The 19,888-nt window shown below is 73.6% G+C and carries 18 protein-coding genes and 1 pseudogene; 5 read left to right on the top strand and 14 right to left on the bottom strand.

Annotated elements, in window-relative coordinates:
• Nucleotides 1-1,256: 1,256 nt before the first annotated feature.
• A complete protein-coding gene (locus BS73_RS33465; protein ID WP_051941295.1) occupies nucleotides 1,257-1,841 on the bottom strand; it encodes a sigma-70 family RNA polymerase sigma factor in 585 nt (194 codons plus the stop codon).
• Nucleotides 1,842-2,097: 256 nt separating this feature from the next.
• Between BS73_RS33465 and BS73_RS40200 the strand changes: the two are divergent.
• Nucleotides 2,098-2,514 (top strand): annotated as a pseudogene (locus BS73_RS40200) (RDD family protein); the annotation flags it as partial.
• A gap of 39 nt (nucleotides 2,515-2,553) precedes the next feature.
• Here BS73_RS40200 and BS73_RS33460 read toward each other — a convergent pair.
• Both BS73_RS33460 and BS73_RS33455 read right to left on the bottom strand, forming a co-directional pair.
• Nucleotides 2,554-3,207 (bottom strand): response regulator, encoded by a 654-nt coding sequence (locus BS73_RS33460; protein ID WP_037582397.1) that lies wholly within the window; start codon nucleotides 3,205-3,207, stop codon nucleotides 2,554-2,556.
• Nucleotides 3,208-3,209: 2 nt separating this feature from the next.
• A complete protein-coding gene (locus BS73_RS33455; RefSeq protein ID WP_051941294.1) occupies nucleotides 3,210-4,484 on the bottom strand; it encodes a sensor histidine kinase in 1,275 nt (424 codons plus the stop codon).
• Nucleotides 4,485-4,695: 211 nt separating this feature from the next.
• Here BS73_RS33455 and BS73_RS33450 point away from each other — a divergent pair, with 211 nt between their 5' ends.
• Entirely contained in the window at nucleotides 4,696-5,169 is a 474-nt protein-coding gene (locus tag BS73_RS33450) for a DUF4913 domain-containing protein (protein ID WP_235215613.1), read from the top strand.
• Nucleotides 5,170-5,250: 81 nt separating this feature from the next.
• On the top strand, nucleotides 5,251-5,397 hold the full coding sequence (locus tag BS73_RS38540; RefSeq protein ID WP_161789731.1) for a hypothetical protein: 147 nt from the start codon (nucleotides 5,251-5,253) through the stop codon (nucleotides 5,395-5,397).
• A gap of 100 nt (nucleotides 5,398-5,497) precedes the next feature.
• Here BS73_RS38540 and BS73_RS33440 read toward each other — a convergent pair whose 3' ends face one another.
• The 9 genes from BS73_RS33440 to BS73_RS33400 all read right to left on the bottom strand — a co-directional run bounded on the left by BS73_RS33440 (nucleotide 5,498) and on the right by BS73_RS33400 (nucleotide 14,442).
• Nucleotides 5,498-5,923 (bottom strand): hypothetical protein, encoded by a 426-nt coding sequence (locus BS73_RS33440; RefSeq protein WP_152617821.1) that lies wholly within the window; start codon nucleotides 5,921-5,923, stop codon nucleotides 5,498-5,500.
• Nucleotides 5,924-6,178: 255 nt separating this feature from the next.
• Nucleotides 6,179-6,415 carry a hypothetical protein gene (locus BS73_RS33435; protein ID WP_037578080.1) on the bottom strand — a complete coding sequence of 79 codons (237 nt, stop codon included), beginning with the start codon at nucleotides 6,413-6,415 and terminating at the stop codon, nucleotides 6,179-6,181.
• Between the two features lie 120 nt (nucleotides 6,416-6,535).
• Nucleotides 6,536-8,386, bottom strand: a complete 1,851-nt coding sequence (locus BS73_RS33430; protein ID WP_084704550.1) for a type IV secretory system conjugative DNA transfer family protein — start codon at nucleotides 8,384-8,386, stop codon at nucleotides 6,536-6,538.
• A 66-nt stretch (nucleotides 8,387-8,452) separates the two neighbouring features.
• The gene (locus tag BS73_RS33425; RefSeq protein ID WP_235215764.1) at nucleotides 8,453-9,913 is read right to left on the bottom strand and encodes an ATP/GTP-binding protein; all 1,461 of its coding nucleotides are present in this window, start codon (nucleotides 9,911-9,913) and stop codon (nucleotides 8,453-8,455) included.
• A gap of 212 nt (nucleotides 9,914-10,125) precedes the next feature.
• A complete protein-coding gene (locus BS73_RS33420) occupies nucleotides 10,126-11,625 on the bottom strand; it encodes an SCO6880 family protein (protein WP_037578079.1) in 1,500 nt (499 codons plus the stop codon).
• Between the two features lie 133 nt (nucleotides 11,626-11,758).
• Nucleotides 11,759-13,027: a hypothetical protein gene (locus BS73_RS38535; RefSeq protein ID WP_037578078.1), complete on the bottom strand. Its 1,269-nt coding sequence runs from the start codon at nucleotides 13,025-13,027 to the stop codon at nucleotides 11,759-11,761.
• A gap of 3 nt (nucleotides 13,028-13,030) precedes the next feature.
• Entirely contained in the window at nucleotides 13,031-13,807 is a 777-nt protein-coding gene (locus tag BS73_RS33410) for a hypothetical protein (RefSeq protein ID WP_037578077.1), read from the bottom strand.
• A gap of 26 nt (nucleotides 13,808-13,833) precedes the next feature.
• Complete coding sequence (locus BS73_RS33405) at nucleotides 13,834-14,118, bottom strand: hypothetical protein (protein WP_037578076.1); 285 nt, start codon at nucleotides 14,116-14,118, stop codon at nucleotides 13,834-13,836.
• A gap of 30 nt (nucleotides 14,119-14,148) precedes the next feature.
• A complete protein-coding gene (locus BS73_RS33400) occupies nucleotides 14,149-14,442 on the bottom strand; it encodes a hypothetical protein (RefSeq protein WP_037578075.1) in 294 nt (97 codons plus the stop codon).
• Between the two features lie 937 nt (nucleotides 14,443-15,379).
• On the opposite strand from BS73_RS33400, the gene BS73_RS35370 reads away from it, so the two are divergent.
• Nucleotides 15,380-16,276, top strand: coding sequence for a lysozyme family protein (locus tag BS73_RS35370; RefSeq protein WP_051941292.1), 897 nt, complete (start codon nucleotides 15,380-15,382; stop codon nucleotides 16,274-16,276).
• A 24-nt stretch (nucleotides 16,277-16,300) separates the two neighbouring features.
• Complete coding sequence (locus tag BS73_RS37975; RefSeq protein ID WP_152617820.1) at nucleotides 16,301-17,197, top strand: hypothetical protein; 897 nt, start codon at nucleotides 16,301-16,303, stop codon at nucleotides 17,195-17,197.
• Nucleotides 17,198-17,216: 19 nt separating this feature from the next.
• On the opposite strand, the gene BS73_RS40565 is transcribed toward BS73_RS37975, so the two are convergent.
• Both BS73_RS40565 and BS73_RS33375 read right to left on the bottom strand, forming a co-directional pair.
• Complete coding sequence (locus tag BS73_RS40565; protein ID WP_152617819.1) at nucleotides 17,217-17,981, bottom strand: ricin-type beta-trefoil lectin domain protein; 765 nt, start codon at nucleotides 17,979-17,981, stop codon at nucleotides 17,217-17,219.
• 239 nt (nucleotides 17,982-18,220) lie between these two features.
• Nucleotides 18,221-19,855 carry a glycosyl hydrolase gene (locus tag BS73_RS33375; RefSeq protein WP_152617818.1) on the bottom strand — a complete coding sequence of 545 codons (1,635 nt, stop codon included), beginning with the start codon at nucleotides 19,853-19,855 and terminating at the stop codon, nucleotides 18,221-18,223.
• Nucleotides 19,856-19,888 lie beyond the last annotated feature (33 nt).

Raw genomic sequence — 19,888 nt, 5'->3', positions numbered from 1 at the left:
CTCCCGGTGCTGCTGCCGGCGCCTGTCCCGACGCCGACGGCGACTGCGGTTCCGGTGTCGGCCCCGCTCCCGCTCCCGGCCCCGACGCCGATACGAGTCCCGCCACCGGCACAGAACCCAGCTCCGGATCAGGTCCTGCGCCCAAGCCCGGCCCGGATGCCGACGCCAGCCCCAGCGCGAGACCGGCGCCCGGCGCCGAGGACGGCTCCGGATCCGGTCCTGCGCCCAAGCCCGGCCCGGATGCCGACGCCAGCCCCGGCGCAGACGCGAGACCGGCGCCCGGCGCGAAGCCCGGCTCCGGATCCGGTCCTGCGCCCGAGCCCGGCTCGGACGCCGACGCCAGCCCCGGCGCAGACGCGAGACCGGCGCCCGGCGCAAAGCCCGGCTCCGGATCCGGTCCTGTTCCCGAGCCCGGCTCGGACGCCGACGCCAGCCCCGGCGCAGACGCGAGACCGGCGCCCGGCGCAAAGCCCGGCTCCGGATCCGGTCCTGCGCCCGGCCCCGGTTCCGGTGTCGGCGCCTGCGCGGGTGTCGGGCCCGGTGCCGGGACAGTGCCAGTGCCGATGCCGGGATCGGCGAGAGGCACGGCGGCGGTGGCAGCGTCGGCTTCGGCTTCGGCGTCACGCCCGGACGCGGCCGGCGTCGGCGGGATCGGCTCGGTGGGGGCGGCGTCCTGCGGCTGGTGCTCGACCAGGCTGCTGGAGCCGTCCGGGGCCACGTCGACGACTGCCTGGTGACTCGACGACGGGTCCGAGATCACCGCGCGGACCGGCTCGTTCCGGCTGACCGCGTATCCGTGGAGAGTGTCCAGGACCGCTTCCTCGACCGTCTCCCCGGCGATCACCGGGACCGGCACGCCGTCGATCGTCGCCGTTCCGTCGCCGGAGACGATCACCCGCATGGGAACGCTCTCCGCCGCCGCGTCCGCGAAACCGCCCCGATCCAGTGGGTCGAGCCGATCGAACCGATCCGACCGGTCCGACAGGTCCGACAGGTTCAGCTCATCCGACCCGCCCGACTGCTCCGGCTCAGCCGACCGCTCCGACAGATCCGCCCCGTCCGGCCCATCCGGCCGATCGGACTGGTCGTCCGGGCGCGCCCGCTCCCGGTCCGTCCCGTCCGCCGCTGCGTTCAGACCCATGCCCGTGCCCGTCCCTTCCTCCGTCACTGCCCTCAACGGCCCCCCGCGGAAAACGGTTCGATGCCGCCCAGCCGCTACGGCTTGCCGCAACCGGCTCGCGGCTACCCGCTTGCCGTTACCGGCTCGCGCCTACCGGCTTGCCGCGAGCGTCCCCTGCCGGGGCGAGGCCCTCCGCGTCCCGCATCGACTGCCGCAACTGCCGGAGGGCGTAGTGCAGTCGGGACTTGACGGTGCCCACCGGCACGCCCAGCTCCTCGGCCACCTCCTGGGTCGTCCGGCCCACGAAGTACATCTGGTAGAGCACCGTCCGATGGGTGGCGCTGAGCCGGCTGAGCGCCTCGCCGATCATGACGGAGCTGATCGCCTGCTCGATGTCGTCGAACTCGGAGGCCCGCTCGTCCAGCCAGACGTTGCCGCCGACCTCCTGCGGTCGTGCCTGGCGCTGCCGGTACTCGTCGATGACGATGTTGCGCGCCACCCGGAACGCCCACGGCCGGACGGACGACCCGTCGTCCAGTGCCCGCTTCCGCCAGCAGCGCAGCAGCGTCTCCTGCACGATGTCCTCGGCCCGGTATCGGTCCCCGCCCACCAGCCGCTGGACGTAGGTGTGGAGGCTCCCGCCGTGGTCCTCGTAGAGCGCGCGCACCGCCCCCTCGCGGGCGTCTCCCGGTCCGGCGGAGCCCAGTACGGTCCAGTTCACGTCGTACCTCTTCCTGCGCGCACTCCGGCACTCCCCCGGGAGCGGACCACCCTGTGGTGTGTCTTCCGCACTCCGATTCGCACGGTGGGCACGCATGTCGTGATCGGGAACGACGGTGCCACAGGGGGCTCACCGGCCTCGTCGGTCCCGAGAACGATCGGGGCCGGGCGGAACCCGTCCTTTCGGCCAGGGTCCGGAACCGGCCCAAAGGCCGGGTCGGCCCGGTTCCGCCCCGGCTCGGCGGTAGCATCTCGGCGTGCCGAGTCGCGTGGATCCCACCGCTGTCGTCCTCCGCCGCTGTGTGCAGTGCGCCGTCGACCGGCTCTCCGTGCTCGCCCTCTCCCTGCTGTTCTTCGCCGCGGCCCGCGCGCCGGAGGTGGTGGGCGCGCTGCGGCCGTTCCCGGCGCTGGGGTCGGTCCTGCCGCTGTGCGGGCTCGTCGGGTGCGCGGTGCTGGGCTCCTGGCTCAACGAGGTGTGGCTGCCGGTCCGCAACGACGCGGCGACGCTGGGCATGCGGCTGCTGGGGCTGCGGGTGGTGTCCCGGACCGGCCACCGGCCGCCGCCGGGCGCTTGGCTGATCCGCTGGGTCCTCTCGGTGGTGGACGCGATGTTCCTGGGCGCGGTCGGGTTGCTGGTCATGCTGTCCAGCCGCTTCCACCAGCGGTTCGGCGACCTCGTCGCCGGCACCTACGTGGTGCGGGCGGACTGGCGCTCACCCGACGATCCGGGACTCCCAGGCCCACACCGCCGCCTCGGTGCGGTTGCGCAGCCCGATCTTCCGCTGGGCGCTGGTGAGATGAGCCTTGACGGTGGTGGCCGAGATGGCCAGGCGCCCGGCTATCTCGGCGTTGGTCAGCCCCCGCGCGACCTCCCGCACCACGTCTAGCTCGCGCGCCGTGAGGGCCGACGCCTCGGCGGCGGCGGGACGCTGCGGGGCGCGCTCGGCGAAGTGCTTCAGCAGGCGGGTGGTGACCGACGGGGACAGCAGTGAGTCGCCCTGCGCCGCCGCGGACACCGCCTCGATCAGGAGCTGCGGGCCGGAGTCCTTGAGGAGGAAGCCGCAGGCGCCGGCCTGGAGGGCCGCGTACACGTTCTGGTCCAGGTCGTAGGTGGTGACCACGACCACCCGCAGCGGGTCGGCGACCCCGGGGCCGGCCAGCAGGCGGGTGGCCTCAAGGCCGTCGAGCACCGGCATGCTGATGTCCATCAGCGTGACGTCGGGCCGCAGTTCGCGGCCCAGCGCGACCGCCTCCTCGCCGTTCGCCGCCTCGCCGACCACGTCGATGCCGGGCTGGGCCTGGAGGATCAGCCGGAAACCGGTGCGCACCAGCGCCTGGTCGTCGGCGAGCAGGACCCTTACGGCCACGGTCACACCTCCGAGAGAAACGGCGGCACCGTGCCGGCCGCGGAGAGCGGCAGGCGCGCGACGACGCTCCACCGGCCGTCGGGCTCCGGCCCGCTCCGGATCGTACCGCCCATCGCCCGCACCCTCTCGCGCATCCCCAGCAGTCCGAAACCCCGCCTGTTCCGGCCGCCGGAGGTGGCGGTGGTGGAAGCGGGGGCGGGGGTGAGGTCGGCTGCCCCGTCGTTGACGATCTCCAGCAGCAACACGCTTCCCGCGACGTCCTGTTCGACGCGGACGGCGACGTCGACGTAGCTCGCCTGCGGTGCGTGTCGCCGGGCGTTGGTCAGCGACTCCAGGATCACCCGGTGGACGGTGGTGGCCAGTTCGGGCGAGCGGGCGAGCCGGTCCGCGTCCGGCGGCAGGAGCAGCCGGACCCGCTCGTCGTCGCCGACCGCCAGGAGCACCGCCTCGCGGAGGTTCGCCGGGTTGTCGGCGGCGTCCTCCCGGAGCATGCCGACGAGGTGGCGCATCGCCTGCACCGCGTTCGCCCCGGCCTCCTCGATCTCGTCGTAGTAGGTGGCCTGGTCCTCGGGGATGCCGTCCGGGGCCATCGAGCCGACCACCCGGGCCGCCTGGGTCCGCACCACGATGCCGGTGACGTAGTGGATGACCGTGTCGTGGAGGTCCCGGGCGAGGGCGAACCGCTCCGCGACGCGGGCGCCGGCGAGCTGCGCCGCGATCCTGCGGTCCACGTCCCGCAGCAGCAGGCCGGCGCCGATCGCCAGCCCCCACAACTGGGCGGCCGGCGCCGCCAGCAGCGCCCAGGCCGACCCGGCGTCGCGGAGCAGCGGCACGCCCAGCATGGCCACTCCCCCGCACACCGGGAAGATCCCCTCCTGCCACCGCTCCAGCCGCCGGCAGGCGGCGCCCATCAGGACGGCGAGGGCCAGCAGTTCGGAGAGGAACAGCTGGGGCGGGACGGACCGGCCCGCGCCGCGTACCGCCGCGGCCGCCACGGAGGTGGCGAAGGAGACGAACACGGTGAGCCAGCCGATCACCTCCAGCCGGTCCGGCAGCAGCCGACGGAGGATGGCCACGGAGGCGGCGCCCGGGCCGACCGCGAGCTCCAGCGTCCCCAGCAGGCCGGGCAGACCGTGCGCCGGCGCCCGGCCGAACACCCAGGAGACGTCCGCCGCGACCGCGCCCGCGAAGCCCAGGCACTCCAGGGCCAGAGCGCCCTGCTGCAGGGTGGGGGGCTTGGCCGGGGCGGACCGCGCGGCGGGGCTGGCTCTGGTCACGGTGTGTCGGAATACCTCGGATTCGAGAAGCGGGCGTGCCGACCACGGGTGAGCGGTGACGGCCTCTTCACCGGCGGCTCGCGATTCTAGCCTGCGGGCCGGAGATCGGGAACGCCCGTGTTCACCGACCGTGAACCGCCGCCCGCATCGCCTGCGTTGTTGCCTCTCAGCGACGCAGTGGGCGCAGTGGAAGCAGTGGAAGGAGAACCGCATGGAGAACCGCATGGAGGGCCCGACGCGGGCCGACGAGGTCCTCCCCGACGACTACGAGGCGGCCGAGCCCCCGCCACCGCCACCGTTCATCCTCTACCGGCAGGGGCCGGAGTACCTCGACGAGCTGCGGGCCCTGACGCTGTGGACCCACCAGCTCCTGCTGCCGATCTACGGGCGCGAGGTCACCTCCTCCGCCCCCTGGTGCCCGGTGTGGTGGGAGCATCCGGAGGCGGTCGCCCAGCTGCACGCGCTGTGGCTGGCGTGGCAGGCACTCACCGGCGCGGGGAGCGATCCCCTCGGCCCCGCGAACTGGCATCGGGACTACCTCGGTCCGGTGATGGGCTCACTCCGCGACCCGGCCGGTCCCTTCGCCGGCTGCAAGCCCGGCACCCACCGCGACAAGCGGCCCCCGGCCGTCGAGGCCCTCGACCCCTTCGGCCCGCCACCGGAGCCGCCACCCCTCACCGCCTGAGTGGCGGGATGGCCGCCCCGACGCCGGCCGGGATGGCCGCACGGCGGCAGAGCTCCGCCGTGCGGCCACCTGCGTCACCTGGTGCGGCGAGTGTTGCGGCTGCTGGTGCTGCTGGTGCTGGTGCTGGTTCCGCTCACCCGGCTGCGCGGCTCACGCGTGACGATGCTCACGCCACTGCTGGCCGTCGACTCCCGCCGGCTCTGCACGGGGTTGACCGACGCCGTGTAGTACGACCCGCTGGACCGAGCCGCCGAGGAGACGTCCTGGTTCCACCTGGGCAGCTCGGTGCCGCTGCTCGGGTAGTGCATGCGCTGGGGCGTCGCCGTGCTCAGCGCCACGCCCGCGGCCTGCACAAAGGCGCCGGCTCCCTGGCCGTACGAGTTGCCGGTGGCCGCGTAGCCCCGTAGACCATGCCCCCGACGGCTCCGGCGGTGGCACCCACGAACCTGGCGGGGGTGAAGTCGGGCTGCGTCGTCTGCGGGTTCTGGCGGACGTTGTAGGCATACCGCACCTGCTGAGCCGCCTCGTACCCGGAGACGACCCCGGTCGCGGCGACCGAGGCGCCGTAGCCGCGGAGGGAGGAGTCCGAGTTGCCCGTGGCACCCGCACCGATCATCGCGGCCCCCTGGCCGGCCAGCGGAGCCGCCGTCATCGCCGCGTTCGCGTAGCGCGTACGCCGCTCGGAGGCCTCCGCCTCCCGCGAGCGGGACGAGGGCGCCGGGGAGTACTCCCTGCTCCTGACGGGCTCCCTCACGACGTACGACCGCTCACCCGAGTCGCGCCGGGTGTCCCCGCTGCTGCTCCTGCTGCTCCTGCTGCTTCCGCCGTGCGAACGCGGCTGGATCTCGACCGTGTCCACGTACCGGCTCGAACCGCTTGAACCGCCCGAACTACCAGAACTGCTGCTCCTACGGGACATTGCTTCCTTCCTTCTTCTGCGTGGAACTCCTTGAGGGGAGTGCCGCCCACGTCCGGCGACCGGCGAGGGCGGCAGTCCCCCCTTTGCCGCCTACTTGGAGCGCGAGCGGGCCGTCGAGCTCGTGTAGGCGGGCGCCTGCCCCGGGTCCGACTGCCTCGAGGTGGGCCGGTACTCCGTGACCGGCCGGTCGTACCGGGAGTCCTGGTAGCTGGGAGCCGAACCGTACTGGGAGGTCTGGCCGGCGGCGCTGGCCGTGGTCGAGGAGCCGGGTCCGGTCTGCTGGCTGTAGCTCGTGTAGTCGTGGCTGGGCGGGTTGTACTCGGGCATGTGGGCCCCATTCCTTCTGCTGTGTATTCGACAGAGCGGGATGCTCTATGACATAACCACGGAATTCAGCATCACCCGGTTCATCGCCCACCCAGGGTTCTTCGGCGCGCGGGCGACCGCCTAACGGGCGGCGTAGCCCGGCGGGCGCGCGTCCTCGATCGGCGGCGCCTCCGGTACCGGGCGGGCGTCCTCCGGCTCGGGGCCCTCCAGGGCGGCCAGTTCCGCCGGGGCGGCCGCCGCCTGCCAGCGTTCCGCCGCCCGGCGGGTGATCTCCGCCGTCTCCGCCTTCGCCGCCGCCGAGATGCGGTCCGCGCCCGGCTCCTTGTACCAGGGGCGCAGGCGGATGAGGGCCGGGCGGACGCCGGTGGCCAGCAGCAACGCGGTGCCCTTGGGGAGGGCGCGGATGCGGTCCGGCGGGAGGACCGGGTCCAGGCGGTAGGAGTAGGAGCGGGAGGTGCCCTCGCGGCCCTTGGAGACGCTGGGCGTACGGACCTCGCGCTGGCCGACCAGTTTGGAGATCTTGTCGACGAAGTCGGCGTCGTCCAGGCCCGCGCCGAGGAGTTTGATGGTGGCCGCGCTCCACAGCGCGTCCATCCCCGCCTCGCCCCACACCCGGCTGCCCTGCCGGTAGCTCTGCAGCAGGGTCACCACGTTGATGCCGCGCGAGCCGAGATGGCTGTAGAGGTCGGGCAGGTCGGAGATCCGGCACACGTTGGCGGCCTCGTCGAGCACTGCCGTCATGGGCGGGTCGAGCCGGCCGCCCATCCGCTCGGCGGCGACCACCCCGGCCCGCATGGTGGCGTCGGCCAGGCCGGCGATGACGCCCGCCGCCGACCCGCCGCCGTCCTTGGAGAGGAGGTACAGGGTGTCGTTGCCGAGGACGTGCTGGTGCGGGTCGAACTCCGGGAGGTCCGGATCGGGCATCACCCAGGCCGCCACCTCCGGGTCCAGCAGGCAGGCCACGCACTGCCGGGCGGTCTCGTAGATGCCGTCCCGGGTCTCGACCGCGCCCAGCACGGTGCCGCGCAACTGCTCGGCGAAGGCGGGCAGTCCGGCGTCGTGGAGGAGGTCGACCGGGGTGCGGTCGGCGGGATCGGCGAGCCAGGCCAGCAGGTCGAGGACGGAGGCGCCGCCCCTGGCCGCGGCGTGGAAGAGGGCGGTCAGGGTGTTCTGCGCGGCGGAGATCCAGAAGTCCTTCTTCGCCGAGTCGTCGTTGACCGAGGCCACGAAGTGACCGGCCAGCCGCCGGGCGCCTTCGATGGTGACGCACTCGGCGAGCATGTCCCAGCACATCTCACGCGGCGCGTGCGCGATGCCCTGCGGATCGAAGGTCCACACCCTGCCGACCCGGGCCCGCTCCGCCCGGGTGACGGCGTACACATCGGACTTGTTGGAGGTGAGGAGCACCGCTCCGCGCGCCCGCAGGACGCGCGGGATGGCGATCCCGGTGGACTTGCCCGCCCGGGGAGCCATCAGATCCAGCTCCACGTCCTCGAAGGAGGAGCGGAGCTCTGGTCCGCGCGGCGCGAGATCGCCGAGGAGGTTGCCGGTCTCGTCGGGGGGCAGTGGATCCGTCCCCGCCAGGGAGGGCCGCAGTTCGCGGGCCCGTCGCGCGATGCCCGGCGGGCAGAGTCCGGCCAGCTCGCGGCGCCCGGCGAGCCCCTTGGCGGACGCCCCGCCGCCGACCAGGCGCCGCACGGCCCGCACCACGGCCACGACGGCCAGCGTGAGGAGGCAGAACACCACCACGATCCCGGCGATCACGGCGGTCGGCGAGGCCCCCGGCCACAGCGCGGACGGCCCGCGGCCGAGGAGTTCCCCGAAGCTGTGGAGGGCGAACGGCGGTGGATGCCAGCCCCCTCCGGACAGTCCCGCGCCCAGCGTTCCGCCCAGCCACACCCCGCTGAAGAGCAGCAGCCAGACCAGGGCGACGACCACGATCGCCCACGGCAGCATCTCGGTCGAGCTCATCTTCTCCTCCGTTCGGCGTCCGGTTCAGACGACCGCCGTCAGACGACCGGGTTCAGACGACCGCATTCAGACGGCCGTCGCCGTCGCCGGGACCTGGGCGTTGGGGGTCCAGCGCTGGTTGGTGTCGTGGAGGGCGCGTTCGGCGTCGGTGATCGCGACCTTGATCGGGATTCCGGGGCGGCCGCCGACCTTGATCAGGAAGCGGCCGCGCCCCGGCGGCTCCTCGTGCTCCCCGCCGCCCGCGCCCCACCCCGGCGGCGAGGACCAGGAGGAGACCAGGGAGATCTCCCGTTCGGACAGGCCCACCACCCGGCCGAGCTCCTCCATCTCGTTGCGGGGCAGGCCCGCGCAGGCGACCATGCCGGCGCGTTCGACGAAACCGCGGGCCTTGGCCCGGTCCGACTCGCTGCCCAGTGCCTCGGCGTCCTTGAGGGTGTGGGTGATCTTGGCGTCGCCCAGGCCGAGGGTGCGGTTGAGCCGGGTGAGCGCGTCGATCCGGTCGACGATGCCGCTGGCCGCGCGCAGCGGCCGCCACAGCTCGTCGAGGACGGTGAAGAACCAGCGCCGGGGCGCGAGCCCGGCGTCCGCGAGGGCGTGGGCGGCGGCCACCGAGCCCAGGCCGTCGGACCAGGCGGCCAGCATCGCCGCCGCCGTCAGCTGGGTGTCCGCCTCCCCGATACGGGAGATGTCCACGCACACCGCCGGGGCGGCGGCGTCGATCCTGGTGGACGTCGCCGCGGCGAAGGTACCCCCCAGTGGTCCGTCCAGGATGCCGAGCAGTGAGCGGTGCAGTGGGTCGACCGCCGTGCGGTAGCGGGCGTCCTCGCCCCGGTCGAGGGTCACCGAGCGGACCCGCTCGGGGCCCTCCTGGAGCACCGCCAGCAGGTCGGGGAGGATCGGCGCCCGCCCCGGCGCCGTCCGCTCCCGCAGGTGGTGGAGGGCGGCGGAGAGGACGGACTGCTCGTGGTCGTCCATCGGCCGCCCGCGGACGACGCTGACCAGTGCCGCGACCATGTTGAGCACCCGGCCGTGCGCCTCGGCCGCCAGTGCCCGGCCCGCGTCTCCCCCGACCTTGGCGGCGGCCTCGGCCATCGCCCCGGGGTCGAGGACGTTGATGCCGCCGACCCCGCGCCCGATGGAGATCACCTGGCCGCCGAGGGCGCGCACGGTGTCCGCGTAGTCGGGCTTGAGGTCGCCGAGGACCAGCGGCACCACCCCGGTCGCGGCCAGGCCGATCAGCATCCGGTTGACCAGCGTGGACTTGCCGAGGCCGGGCATCCCGAGCATGAACAGGGAGGGGTTGGAGATGTAGCGGGCGCGGGTGAACCAGGAGAGCGGGTCGCCGCAGACCGTCGCCCCGGTGTAGAGGTGCTGCCCGAGCGGCACCCCGGTCATCGGCGCGCCGGAGCCGGCGGCGAACGGCCAGAGGCCGCAGGCCTGCACGGTGGTGGCCCGCCACATCGTGGGCGGGTCCAGGTGGCCGATCTGCCCGCCGGCCGGGCCGGGCCAGCCGCGCGGGGGCGGCAGCGGCTCCCGGCTGGGTGCGCCGCCGCCCGGGGCGTCGTCAGCGCGGCCGGCCCGCGCCGGCACGCCCTGCGTGCCCGGTCTCCCGCCGTTCTTCGGCCTCTTCGAGTTCGACTTCGACTTCTTCGGCTTCTTCGAGGCGGCCGGTCCGTTCGGGGGGCCGAAGCTGTCCTGGTAGTCCTCGTCCTGGCCGTCCCACGGCCGTGCGCTCCTGCTCACAGCGCCTCCTGGAGTTCGTGCGGGATCAGTACGTGTTCCCAGGGCAGGATCCCGGCCGGCAGGGTGCAGGCGAAGGCGGCCGCCTGCATCCGGTCCGCCGGGCGCATCGAGATCCTGGCCCCCGCCTGGAGGTTGCGCATGATCACGGCGGCGTCCGGCAGCTGCTCGGTGGAGTCCACGGTCATGGTGACCATCAGCGAGAACTCCACCAGGCCTGCGCCCGCCGCCTCCTCCGCCGCGGTCTGCTCGGCCGCGCGGGTCTCGGACGCGGCCCGCGCCTGGACCATGCCCTTTCCGGAGGTGGCCATGAACTGCGCGGCGCGCCGGTCGGACTCCACGATCCGGGCCGAGGTGGCGGGGTCGATCGGGCGGTAGAGGAGGGCGACCCGCTTGCGGCGGGTGCCGGGCGCGGCCTCCAGCAGCCCGCGCAGCACGTTGGACCGCACGGTTCCGCGCGGGGCCAGGCTCAGCAGCCAGGTCCGGGAGACCCCGGAGTCGTGCTGGTACGCGCGGACCGACTCGACGCAGGCGGCGGGTCCCGCGTCCTCCCACTCCAGGCCGCTGGAGCCGTACTGCGCCCGGACGTTGAGCACCTCACCCGCGACGGCCGGGTCGTACGCCACCCGGACGACCTCGGCGATCCGCTCCGCGGAGAGCGGGACGGCCGACCCGCCGCCGGCCCCCACCAGGCCGCTGAGGAGTCCGGGGATGCGGATCGCGAGATCGGTGAGGACCTCCTCCAGATCGCGCTTGCGCCCCTGCGGCAGCCCGTAGGTGAGGGTGATGTAGGTGTGCATCTCGGAGGAGGCGTCCGGATACCGCTCGACGACCTCCTCCATCACCGCGCGGGCGGCCGGCGGGGCGTCCGGGCGGATCCGCGGCAGCACCTCGTTGGCCAGCCGGGTGCCGGGATCGGGCGCGGTCTCGACGACCACGCTCGCCCCGCGCAGCGCCGGCTCGTGGGAGAGCCGGGCCAGCCACTCGCCCCAGGAGGCCACCCAGACGTCCGCCTGGTCGGGGTCGACCAGCGAGCCGCCGTCCGGCTCGCACCCCAGAACGATGGAGTAGAGGTTGCGGCCGCGGTGGTGGAGGACGCCGAACGGCCGGTCGTAGGCGTCCCGGCCCTCGGCCAGGCTGACCCGGCTGAGCAGCCCTGGCGGCCGGAACCGCCCGCCGGGGCGCTGGGAGAGCGGGCCGGACACATAGCTCAGCGAGCCCCGGGACTTCCGGCGCAGCCAGCCGACGCGCAGCATCACCAACTGGTAGAGGTTGCGCCCGTCCTGGGTCCTGATCAGCAGCGGCAGCAGCAGCACCGCGAACGGGACCAGTACGAAGGCCGCCGCCACCAGCGAGATCAGGGAGGCCAGCAGGGTCAGCACCAGCCCGCCGAACACGCCGATGGTGCCGACCAGCCCGAACCGGCCGAGCCCGGCCCGGCGCGGTCGGCGCCAGTTGCCGTAGGTGGGGTGGGTCACGGCTGCGGTAGTGGTGGACATGGTGGGGTCTCTCTCCCTTTCTCGTGCTTCGCAAGCTGTCGAGCCGGCAGGGCTGCCCGGGCCGCCAGGACTGGCCGGGCCGCCAGGACCGCCCGGGCTGTCCGAGCCGTCCCGGCCGTCCGGGCCGCCGGCGTCAGTGGTCGGGTTCCTCGCCGGCGCCCTGCACCGCTCCGGTCACCATCCGGCCGGCCGTCCGGGCGACCTGGTGGACGGCCTCGGCGGCCGCCCCCGCGGCCGCCGGACCGGCCGCTGCCGCACCGCCGCCGCCAGGCGCGGCCCTGCCGCCGCTCCCGCCACCACCGATCCCGCCACCGCCGATCCCGCTGCCGATCCCGCCGCTGCCGCCGCCGCTCCCGCGACCGCCGGCGCTCCCGGAGCTTCCGGAATCGCCTCCGGAACCGCCCGATCGGGCGGGCTCCTGACCCGCCGAGCTCCCGTTCGCACCGGACGCCCCGCGTGGACCGGGGGCGCCGCTCGCCCCGCCCCCGCCCCCGCTCTCGGAGTCCCCGCCGCCCGAGCCGCCGAGCACCCTCGCCCCGGAGGCGACCGCGCCGCCCAGACCGCTGCCGGACAGCGATCCGCCGCCGCCGAGCGCGGCAGTGGCCGGAACGATGAGCTTCAGCAGCGCCGGCAGCGCGAGGGAGGAGAGGATCAGCAGGCCGATCGCCGCGATGTGCTGCTGCACGTCGTCACCACCGGAGTTGAGCATCTTGGCACCGGCGTACATGACCAGTGCGGCGGCCGGTTTGTAGAGGAGCCAGGCGATCAGCCAGCCGATGTGCTTGCGCCACCAGGTCCCGCCCCAGTTGGTCATGGAGGCGGTGGCGGCCAGCGGAAGGGTGCCCAGCATGAGGGTGACCACGCCGAGCCGGACGTACATCAGGATCACCTGGATGATGGCGGCGATCAGCAGCAGGAAGGCCAGCACCAGCATCAGGAAGGACTCGACCCCGCTCATGTCCCCGCAGCCCACGCTCTCCAACTGCTGCTCCACCGCCCCCTGGAAGAGGTAGCTGGAGTAGCGGTCGGTCACCCTGGCCAGGGGGTCGGCGATCGCGGTCGCGGCGCCCGCGACCACGATGACCCGGATGAGCCCCTTGAGGGCGACCTGGCCGGCCTCGCCGCGCCGGTCCAGCGCCATCCGGATGGCGGCGAAGATCAGGGAGCCGATCGCCAGGTAGACCACGATCCACTGGGTCTGCCCGCTGACGCCCTGCGCGGTGTCCTTGTCGTAGGTCGGGACGCTGGTGACGAGATCGCCGAAGACGGCCATCGCCGCCGCCAGGACGACCTTGGCGATCATCGACACGATGGTGCCGATCGGGTCGCCGAGGAACTGGAAGAACCCGGCCAGGGCACTGATCAGACTGTCCCCGGAGTCGCAGGCGGAGGCCAGCTCCATCGCTCACACCCCCCACGTGACGAAGCCGGCGGTGCCGGAACCGAGGACGCTGGTCAGGTCGCTGTGCAGCGAGCCGTCCGACCCGGCCACCAGCTTCCAGTCCCCGCCGCTCCAGGCGAGGGAGACCGACGCGGTGCCGTCGGTGCCGTCCGCGCCCCTGATCAGCACCCGGACGGTCGCCGCCTTCGGCGAGTAGGACGCCAGCGCGAAGCCCTGGTAGCTGCCGGAGACCTCGCTGTCCAGGTCCGACTGCGGGATCGTGGACCGGATCACCTCGTAGTCGTCCCGGTTGTGCCCGGGCAGGATCTGCAGCTGTGCCACGGTCCGCCAGTCGGCGGTGCCCAGGTGTGCGGGGATGACCTGTGCGGCCATCGCCGCGCCCATCGGGGTGTGGGCGAAGCACCACCACGCCGCCCCGGTGCTGAACATCGGTCCGGCCGAGCGGGACACCGGCACCTTGGCGCTTCCCACCCGCTTCCAGGTCACGTCCGTCGGCGCGGTCACCGGCCGGGACTGGTCGCTGTCGTCGGTGCGGCAGCCGGCCGGCCGGCCGCCGGAGCCGCTGCCGGCGGCGCTGTCGTCGGCGGCAGCGGCCAGCGGCCCCGCGTCGCCGACCCGGACGGCGCTCCGGTCCCCGCTCCCGGCGCCGGCTCCGCCGCCCAGGGCGTAGGACAGCACGGCGCAGACGAGGGCGACGGCGAGGAACACGGCCGAGACCACCCAACTGCGCTGCCGGTAGAAGGGCGTTTCGTCGGCATAGCCGCTCTCCCTGCTCTGCATCGGCGTTCTCCTGTCCCCGGGCCGGCCTACTGGAAGACGAACGAGATCAGCGGCCCTGCGGTGGCCACCAGGACGCACCCGCACAGCACCATGCCGAGGCGGCCCATATGCTCCGAGTGCTCACCCCGCTTGAACGAGATGGCCATCATCGAACCGGTCACCAGCACACCGGCGACTCCGGCCGCGGTCCCGGCCCAGGCGGCTATGCCGAGGACCACGTTCACCTTGCTCTCGAGCTGGCCGGGCGCGTGCATCTGCGGATCGGGCACTCCGTCCGCGAGAAGGCGGACGGCGATGGAGCGCATACTCATGGCTTCTTCTCCTGTGGTGATGTCATGACGTCAGAGGGTCAGTGGGCCCAGGAAGTTCACGATGGGCGCTGCGGAGGCCGCGAGGACGCACGCGCCCAGGACGATGATGAGCTGCCTCAGATATCCGCCGCCCTCGCCCGGTTCGCCCCGGTGCAGCTGCACCGCCAGCAGTGTGCCCACCACGATGACCCCGGCCACCCCCGCCGCCGAGGCGCACCAGAGGAGGTAGCCGAGCAACTCGTCGCCGCCGGCGGCGCCCGGGTTGTACGGCGGCGGGGTGGAGGCCACGGCCAGTGTCCGGGCCAGCGCGGTCGCGGTGTTCATCGCATTCCCCTCGCGGATCGGTGCGGCTGTCCGGCCAGGTCCGCGAGGACCGACAGTTCCCTGGGGGGACGCGCCGGCTGTTCCCCCAGCCGCCAGGACGGCACCCAGGGGAAGGTCTGCGTCCGCACCGCCGAGCGCAGTACCCGGATGCGCCGGGCCAGCTTGAGCGGCAGCCGCCCCGGAGCGTCGGCGACGAGTACCACGGCCAGCAGCTCCAGCCCGGCCGGCGCCTCGCCCTTGCGCAGTGCGTCGAGCCTGCGGGAGGCCGCGCCGAGGCCCGCCGCGTGGGTGCGGGCGACCAGCAGGATCCGGTGGGGGCGCCCTGGGCCGGGTCGGGCCAGCCGCAGCCCAGGTCGATGCCACCGACCGCCGCGGCGAGGGTGCTGGTCCCGGCACCGCCGTGGGCGCCGACCCAGCCGGTCGCGGCACCGCCGGGGACGCCGTAGTCCACGAACGAGGCCGGCGGCTGCGGCGCCGGCGGTTGCGGCAGTGGCGGTTGCGGTGCCGGCGCCGGTCGCGGCAGTGGCGGCGTCACCGATGCGGGTGGTGATGGCGGTTCCGGTGGCGACGGCGGTGGCGCCTCGGGCGCCGGCCGGCGCGCGGGCGGCGCGTCCACGATGGGCGCTGCGATCCGGTCGGCGACCGGGCCGACCGGCTCGGCCGGCTCCGCTGCGCTCGGCCCCCGGACCCACGCCCGCGCTCCCATGGGAATCCCCGAATCGACAGGCATCGGCGGCTCCCCTTCCCCTGGCTAGTACTCGCCTGTATCCACATCTCCCGGTCGAACCGGATGGCCCGCGGGTCCGTTTGGACCTACGAGCGCGTTCGCCGGCCGTCAGTGAGCCACAACGGTGTTCCGGCCGTCACGGGTTCAAGGAGTTTTCGGCGAATCGCGCCGCGAGGCGAAAAAACGGGGACGAGAGGGGTGGGGTGCTCGATGGGCGAGGGGGAGCAGACGGGGCCCGGGTCCTCCGGCGGGGGAGGCGTCTCCGCGGGGATCAAGGCAGCCCTGGCCGCGGCCGGCCTGGGAGCTCTGGCCTTCCCGCTCGAGATCGGCTGCGGGGCGGTCCTGATCATCATCTTCTGCGGGCTCGGGGTCCTCCTCCTGCCGCTGGTGATCCTCTATCTGCTGTTCCACGGCGGGGGCGGCGGCGGGAGTCACGGCTGCCCGTCGTCCGAGGTGATCAGTGCCCAGGTCATGCCGGTGGCCCCGACCCCGCACCACGGGGGCTGCGGCGGGGCGGGCGGCACGGCCATGCCGACGGCGGTGGACACCAACCCGAGCGATGCGATCACCGCACTCCAGGGGGACGGCAAGGGCGACCTGGCACCGGGCAGCGTCCCGGCGGACCTGCGGTCGCCCATCGAGAAGGCCGGCAAGCTCTGCGACGGCATCGGGCCGGTGGTCATCGCGGCGCAGATCCAGTACGTGTCCGGCTTCAACACCACCATGGACGGCCCGGACGGCAAGAAGGGCGTCTCCCAGCTCCCCCCGGACAAGTTCAAGCAGTTCAGCCAGGACGACGACAAGAACAACAACGTGACGCCGCTGGACGCGACCGACTCGATCATGGCTCAGGGCCGCTACCTCTGCTCCCTCTACGGCGACGTGCAGCAGCTGGTGTCCAGCGGACAGGCCCAGGGGGACGTCCTCTCCATGACGCTGGCGGCCTACGGCGTGGGGCTGGACGCGGTCAAACAGGCGAAGGGGGTGCCCAACACCAACGACGGTCAGGGCTACGTCCTCGGCGTGCGGGTCTACTTCTCCCTCTTCGAGGGCCAGGGGATCGGCACCACCCTGCCGTCCGTGTCCGCGCTCCCGACCGCCTCATGACGAAGAACGGAGGCTGAGCATCCCATGCTGTCCCGACGAATCCGACGTCAGGCGCCCGCTCCCGAGGTGGCGGCCGGCGCGGGGGCCCGCCACGAGGTGGTCATCGCCGCCGACGGCACGGCCGCCCTCGACGGCCGGCCGATCCCCCGGACCGACCGGGAGTCGATCCGCGACGCGGCGCTCAACGCCCTTCAGGCCCACGCACAGGCCGCCGGCGGTCCCGTCGAGGCGACGGTGACCGACCTGGGCCAGCAGTACACCGTCCACCTCCGCGTCCTCCCGGACGGCTCAAGCCAGGCGGTCGCACCACCCCAGCCGGACCCCCAGCCGGCCCCCCAGCCTGATCCCCACCCGGACCCGCGGCCGCAGCGGCCCCAGGCCCCGATTCCGGAAGACGGCCCGGAGGTCGCAGAGACGCCGCCGGCGGTGGCCGAGGTCCCGACCGCGCCTACCGCGCCCACCGTCCCGGAGGAGCTGGCCGGGCTCGCGGCCGGGGTCCACCAGGAGGTCGCCGCGGGGAGGCTGGAGTACGCCATGGCGCTCGCCTGCCGCGCGCAGGGGACCACCATGCGGCGCCATGGCGCCGAGCACCCCTACAGTCTCGAACTCCAGGCGCTGGTCGCGTACCTGGCCTATCTGGGCGGCGACTGCCGGCAGTCGGTCGGGATCAGCCTGCGGCTGGCCCGGCTGCGGCAGCGGCAGGGCGATCCCCGGGCCGGCGAGGAGCTCGTCCGGGCGACGGCCGCCTGGCGGTCGATCGACGATCCGGAGACGGCCATCGCCCTGGGCCGGGAGCTCACCGAGCTGTGGTCCCGGCTGGCGGCGGAGCATCCGGCCGCGGCCGACGCGCGGCTGCCGCGCCGGATCGAGCAGCGGATGGCCCGCCTGCTGAGCCGGGACGAGCAGCGCCTCGCCTCCTAGGAGCAGGAGCAGTCCTGGTTCAGGGCAGGGCGGGCGTGGACCACGCCTGGGTCGAGAGATGGTTGCACTGATAGATCTGCAACTGCGTTCCGTTGCTGGTGTCGCCCATCGGATCGTCCAGGCAGCGCCCGGAGTGGGGGTTGAGCAGAGCGCCGTGGGTGGCGAACACCCACTGCTCGCCGGGCGCCCCGTCACAGGTCCACAGCTGCACCTCGGTGAAGTCGACGGTGCCGTCGCCGACCACGTCCAGGCACTTCCCGAAGGCGCGGATGGTGTGGTCGGCCCTCATGGTCCAGCGCTGCCCGGGCACCCCGTTGCAGGACCACAGCTCCACGGCGTTGCCGTCGACCGGGGTGTTGGTCCGTACGTCGAGGCACTGGTGGGTCAAGCCGGGGCCGGTGATCTGGCCGACGTTCCCGCCGGATCCGCCCGTGCCGCCCCTGCGCGCGGACGCGGTGGCCGCCGCGGAGGACGGTACGACGGCGACGGTGGTGGCCGAGTGCACCGCGCCCGGGGTCGCGGAGGGGGGCGCAATGCGCTTGGACGGTGCGGTGGAGGCGGGGGCCGAGGCGGACGGCGAGGCGGAGGAGGACGCGGAGGGCGGCGACGTGGACGTGGCGGAGGCCCGCACGATCGAGTCCGGCCCTAACTGCGTACGCACCACCCCGAACACCACGACGCCACCCGCCACCAGCGCGAACGCCGCCACGATGCCGGCCACCAGGAGCATCGCCTTGGGCTGCTCCCCGCTCCCGTGCCCCTGCTCGGGCGGAGGTACATCCATCGCCTATCCCCTCAGCTGCGCTGCACCGAGCTCTTCCACACCTCACGATCAAGAGTCATACATACTGATACACGCACCGCAGCGGAATGCGATAGCTTCGTGACAGCCCGGTGACAACGCCGTACAGCTACGGTGACATCGCCTTTCGGCCTGGTCGGAGGGGGCCCGGGAACGCGGGAATCCCCCGCCCGCGCCCGGATCGGGCGGAGGCGGGGGAAGCCGGGAGTGCGAATGGATCGTCAGCGACCGTCGTAGGCGAGGCCGCTGGAGTTCGCGGTCGTACCGTCGTAGAGACCGGTCGGACTGGTCTGCGTGGTCAGCGCGAACCACGCATAGCGCTCCACGAAGCCGAGACCGTCGAGCATCTGCGTCGAGGACTTGATGAAGTCCGCCTGCTGCTGCGGGGTCGGATAGCGGGGCGTCCCGTGGGAGTAGTCGATGAGGGCGTACTGGGTCAGCCAGATCGGCTTGTGGTAGCGGTTGTAGACGGCCTGGAGGTAGTCGCGCAGCTCGTTGGCGGCGTTCGGGCCGAAGTCGCCGCCGAACCAGTGCAGCGGGATGAAGTCCACCCGCAGGCCGCGCTGGGCCGCTCCGGTCATGAAGCGGTCCAGCCACCCCCCGGGCTGGTCCGCGCCCGAGGCGACCGCGGGGGCGCCCAGCCGCAGGCCCGTCTGCTGCAGCCTGGGCCACAGGTCGAGGGCCTGCTCGGGCGTCATGTTCGCCTGGGTCGGCGAATCGGGCTCCTGGAAGCCCAGCAGCTCCTTTCCGGATTTGGCCGCGGCGCCCAACTCGGCGTCGGTGACCGAGCCCGGCCCCCAGATCATGGGGACGTAGTCCACCCCGGGCGGGGTGGCCACCGAGCCGGCCGAGGACGTCCAGTTGTAGTACCAGGAGGCCTTGGAGTCGGCCAGGTCCTGGGAGGCGTTGGGGTCGTCGTTGAGGGCGACGCCCCGCTGGGGCGAGGACCCGGACGCCGCCGGGCTGGAGCTCGGGGACGGCGGCGCGGCCGGACTCGGCGTCGGCGACGGCGACGGGGAGTCGGCGCCGGTGGGCGCCGGCTGCGGCGAACTCGGGCTGCCGGTCCCGAAGGAGACGGTCAGGCCCTTGCACTCGGTGCAGTCCGCCATCACCTGGTTCCCCGGCACGGCGTCCTGCTTGGACCAGGCGTACGCCTTGGGGCACTGCTTGGTGATCGCGTCGCTGTACGCGGTCTGCGCGTCCCGGTTCGGGTTGACGCAGACCAGCGGCTGGCCCGTGCCCTGGTCCCGGACCAGGTTCTGGGCCGGGCACGAGGAGAGGAGGTCCACGGCACAGCCCGCGGCCCCGCACTGGCCGCTCTGCGGCGGTGCCGCGTCGTCGGGGGTGATGGTGACGGGCATCGAGGCGGCGTCGACATAGCTGACGTCGTACCAGGGCGCCCCGCCGTCGCCGGGGTCGAAGTTGAACTCGGCCAGACTGTCCGGCTGTTCACCGGTGCTGCAGTGGTCGGCGTAGGGCCCGCAGTCCCCCACCGCGCAGTGGAAGGTGCTGCCGCTCTGCCCGGTGCAGCCCTCACGGGCGAAGAACCGTCCGCGCCAGTGCCCCGCGCCCTCGTGCTCGGGGATGGTGAGGGTCGCCGACTGGCCCGGGTCCAGCGCCGGCAGATTGCCGAGCTGCGACGAGCCGTCCGCGTTCACCACACTGCCGATCCAGATCCGGCTGCTCGTGTTGTTCTGCAGGGTCACGGTGTGGTCGGCACCGGCGGCGTCGGCGGCCGGCTCGCCGCTGATCCGGGTACCGGCGCCGTGCCCCGGCCCGAGGGCGAGGACGGTGGCCGAGACACCGGCGATCGCCAGTAAGAAGGCCACCAGGGTGTAGAGGGAGCGTCTGCTCATGGAGGTCAGGAAGGTCATGGGCGATGCCTTTCG

This window comes from Phaeacidiphilus oryzae TH49 (assembly GCF_000744815.1).
Taxonomy (GTDB): domain Bacteria; phylum Actinomycetota; class Actinomycetes; order Streptomycetales; family Streptomycetaceae; genus Phaeacidiphilus; species Phaeacidiphilus oryzae.
This window is presented reverse-complemented; position numbering and strand designations above follow the sequence as displayed.

Coding starts and splice junctions, on each gene's coding strand:
- BS73_RS33435 (WP_037578080.1), bottom strand. CDS start 6,415: ATGCCCGAGTACAACCCGCCCAGCCACGACTACACGAGCTACAGCCAG.
- BS73_RS38535 (WP_037578078.1), bottom strand. CDS start 13,027: ATGGAGCTGGCCTCCGCCTGCGACTCCGGGGACAGTCTGATCAGTGCC.
- BS73_RS35370 (WP_051941292.1), top strand. CDS start 15,380: ATGGGCGAGGGGGAGCAGACGGGGCCCGGGTCCTCCGGCGGGGGAGGC.
- BS73_RS33410 (WP_037578077.1), bottom strand. CDS start 13,807: ATGCAGAGCAGGGAGAGCGGCTATGCCGACGAAACGCCCTTCTACCGG.
- BS73_RS33375 (WP_152617818.1), bottom strand. CDS start 19,855: ATGAGCAGACGCTCCCTCTACACCCTGGTGGCCTTCTTACTGGCGATC.
- BS73_RS33405 (WP_037578076.1), bottom strand. CDS start 14,118: ATGAGTATGCGCTCCATCGCCGTCCGCCTTCTCGCGGACGGAGTGCCC.
- BS73_RS33420 (WP_037578079.1), bottom strand. CDS start 11,625: ATGTCCACCACTACCGCAGCCGTGACCCACCCCACCTACGGCAACTGG.
- BS73_RS33450 (WP_235215613.1), top strand. CDS start 4,696: ATGGAGAACCGCATGGAGGGCCCGACGCGGGCCGACGAGGTCCTCCCC.
- BS73_RS40565 (WP_152617819.1), bottom strand. CDS start 17,981: ATGGATGTACCTCCGCCCGAGCAGGGGCACGGGAGCGGGGAGCAGCCC.
- BS73_RS33400 (WP_037578075.1), bottom strand. CDS start 14,442: ATGAACACCGCGACCGCGCTGGCCCGGACACTGGCCGTGGCCTCCACC.
- BS73_RS37975 (WP_152617820.1), top strand. CDS start 16,301: ATGCTGTCCCGACGAATCCGACGTCAGGCGCCCGCTCCCGAGGTGGCG.
- BS73_RS33430 (WP_084704550.1), bottom strand. CDS start 8,386: ATGAGCTCGACCGAGATGCTGCCGTGGGCGATCGTGGTCGTCGCCCTG.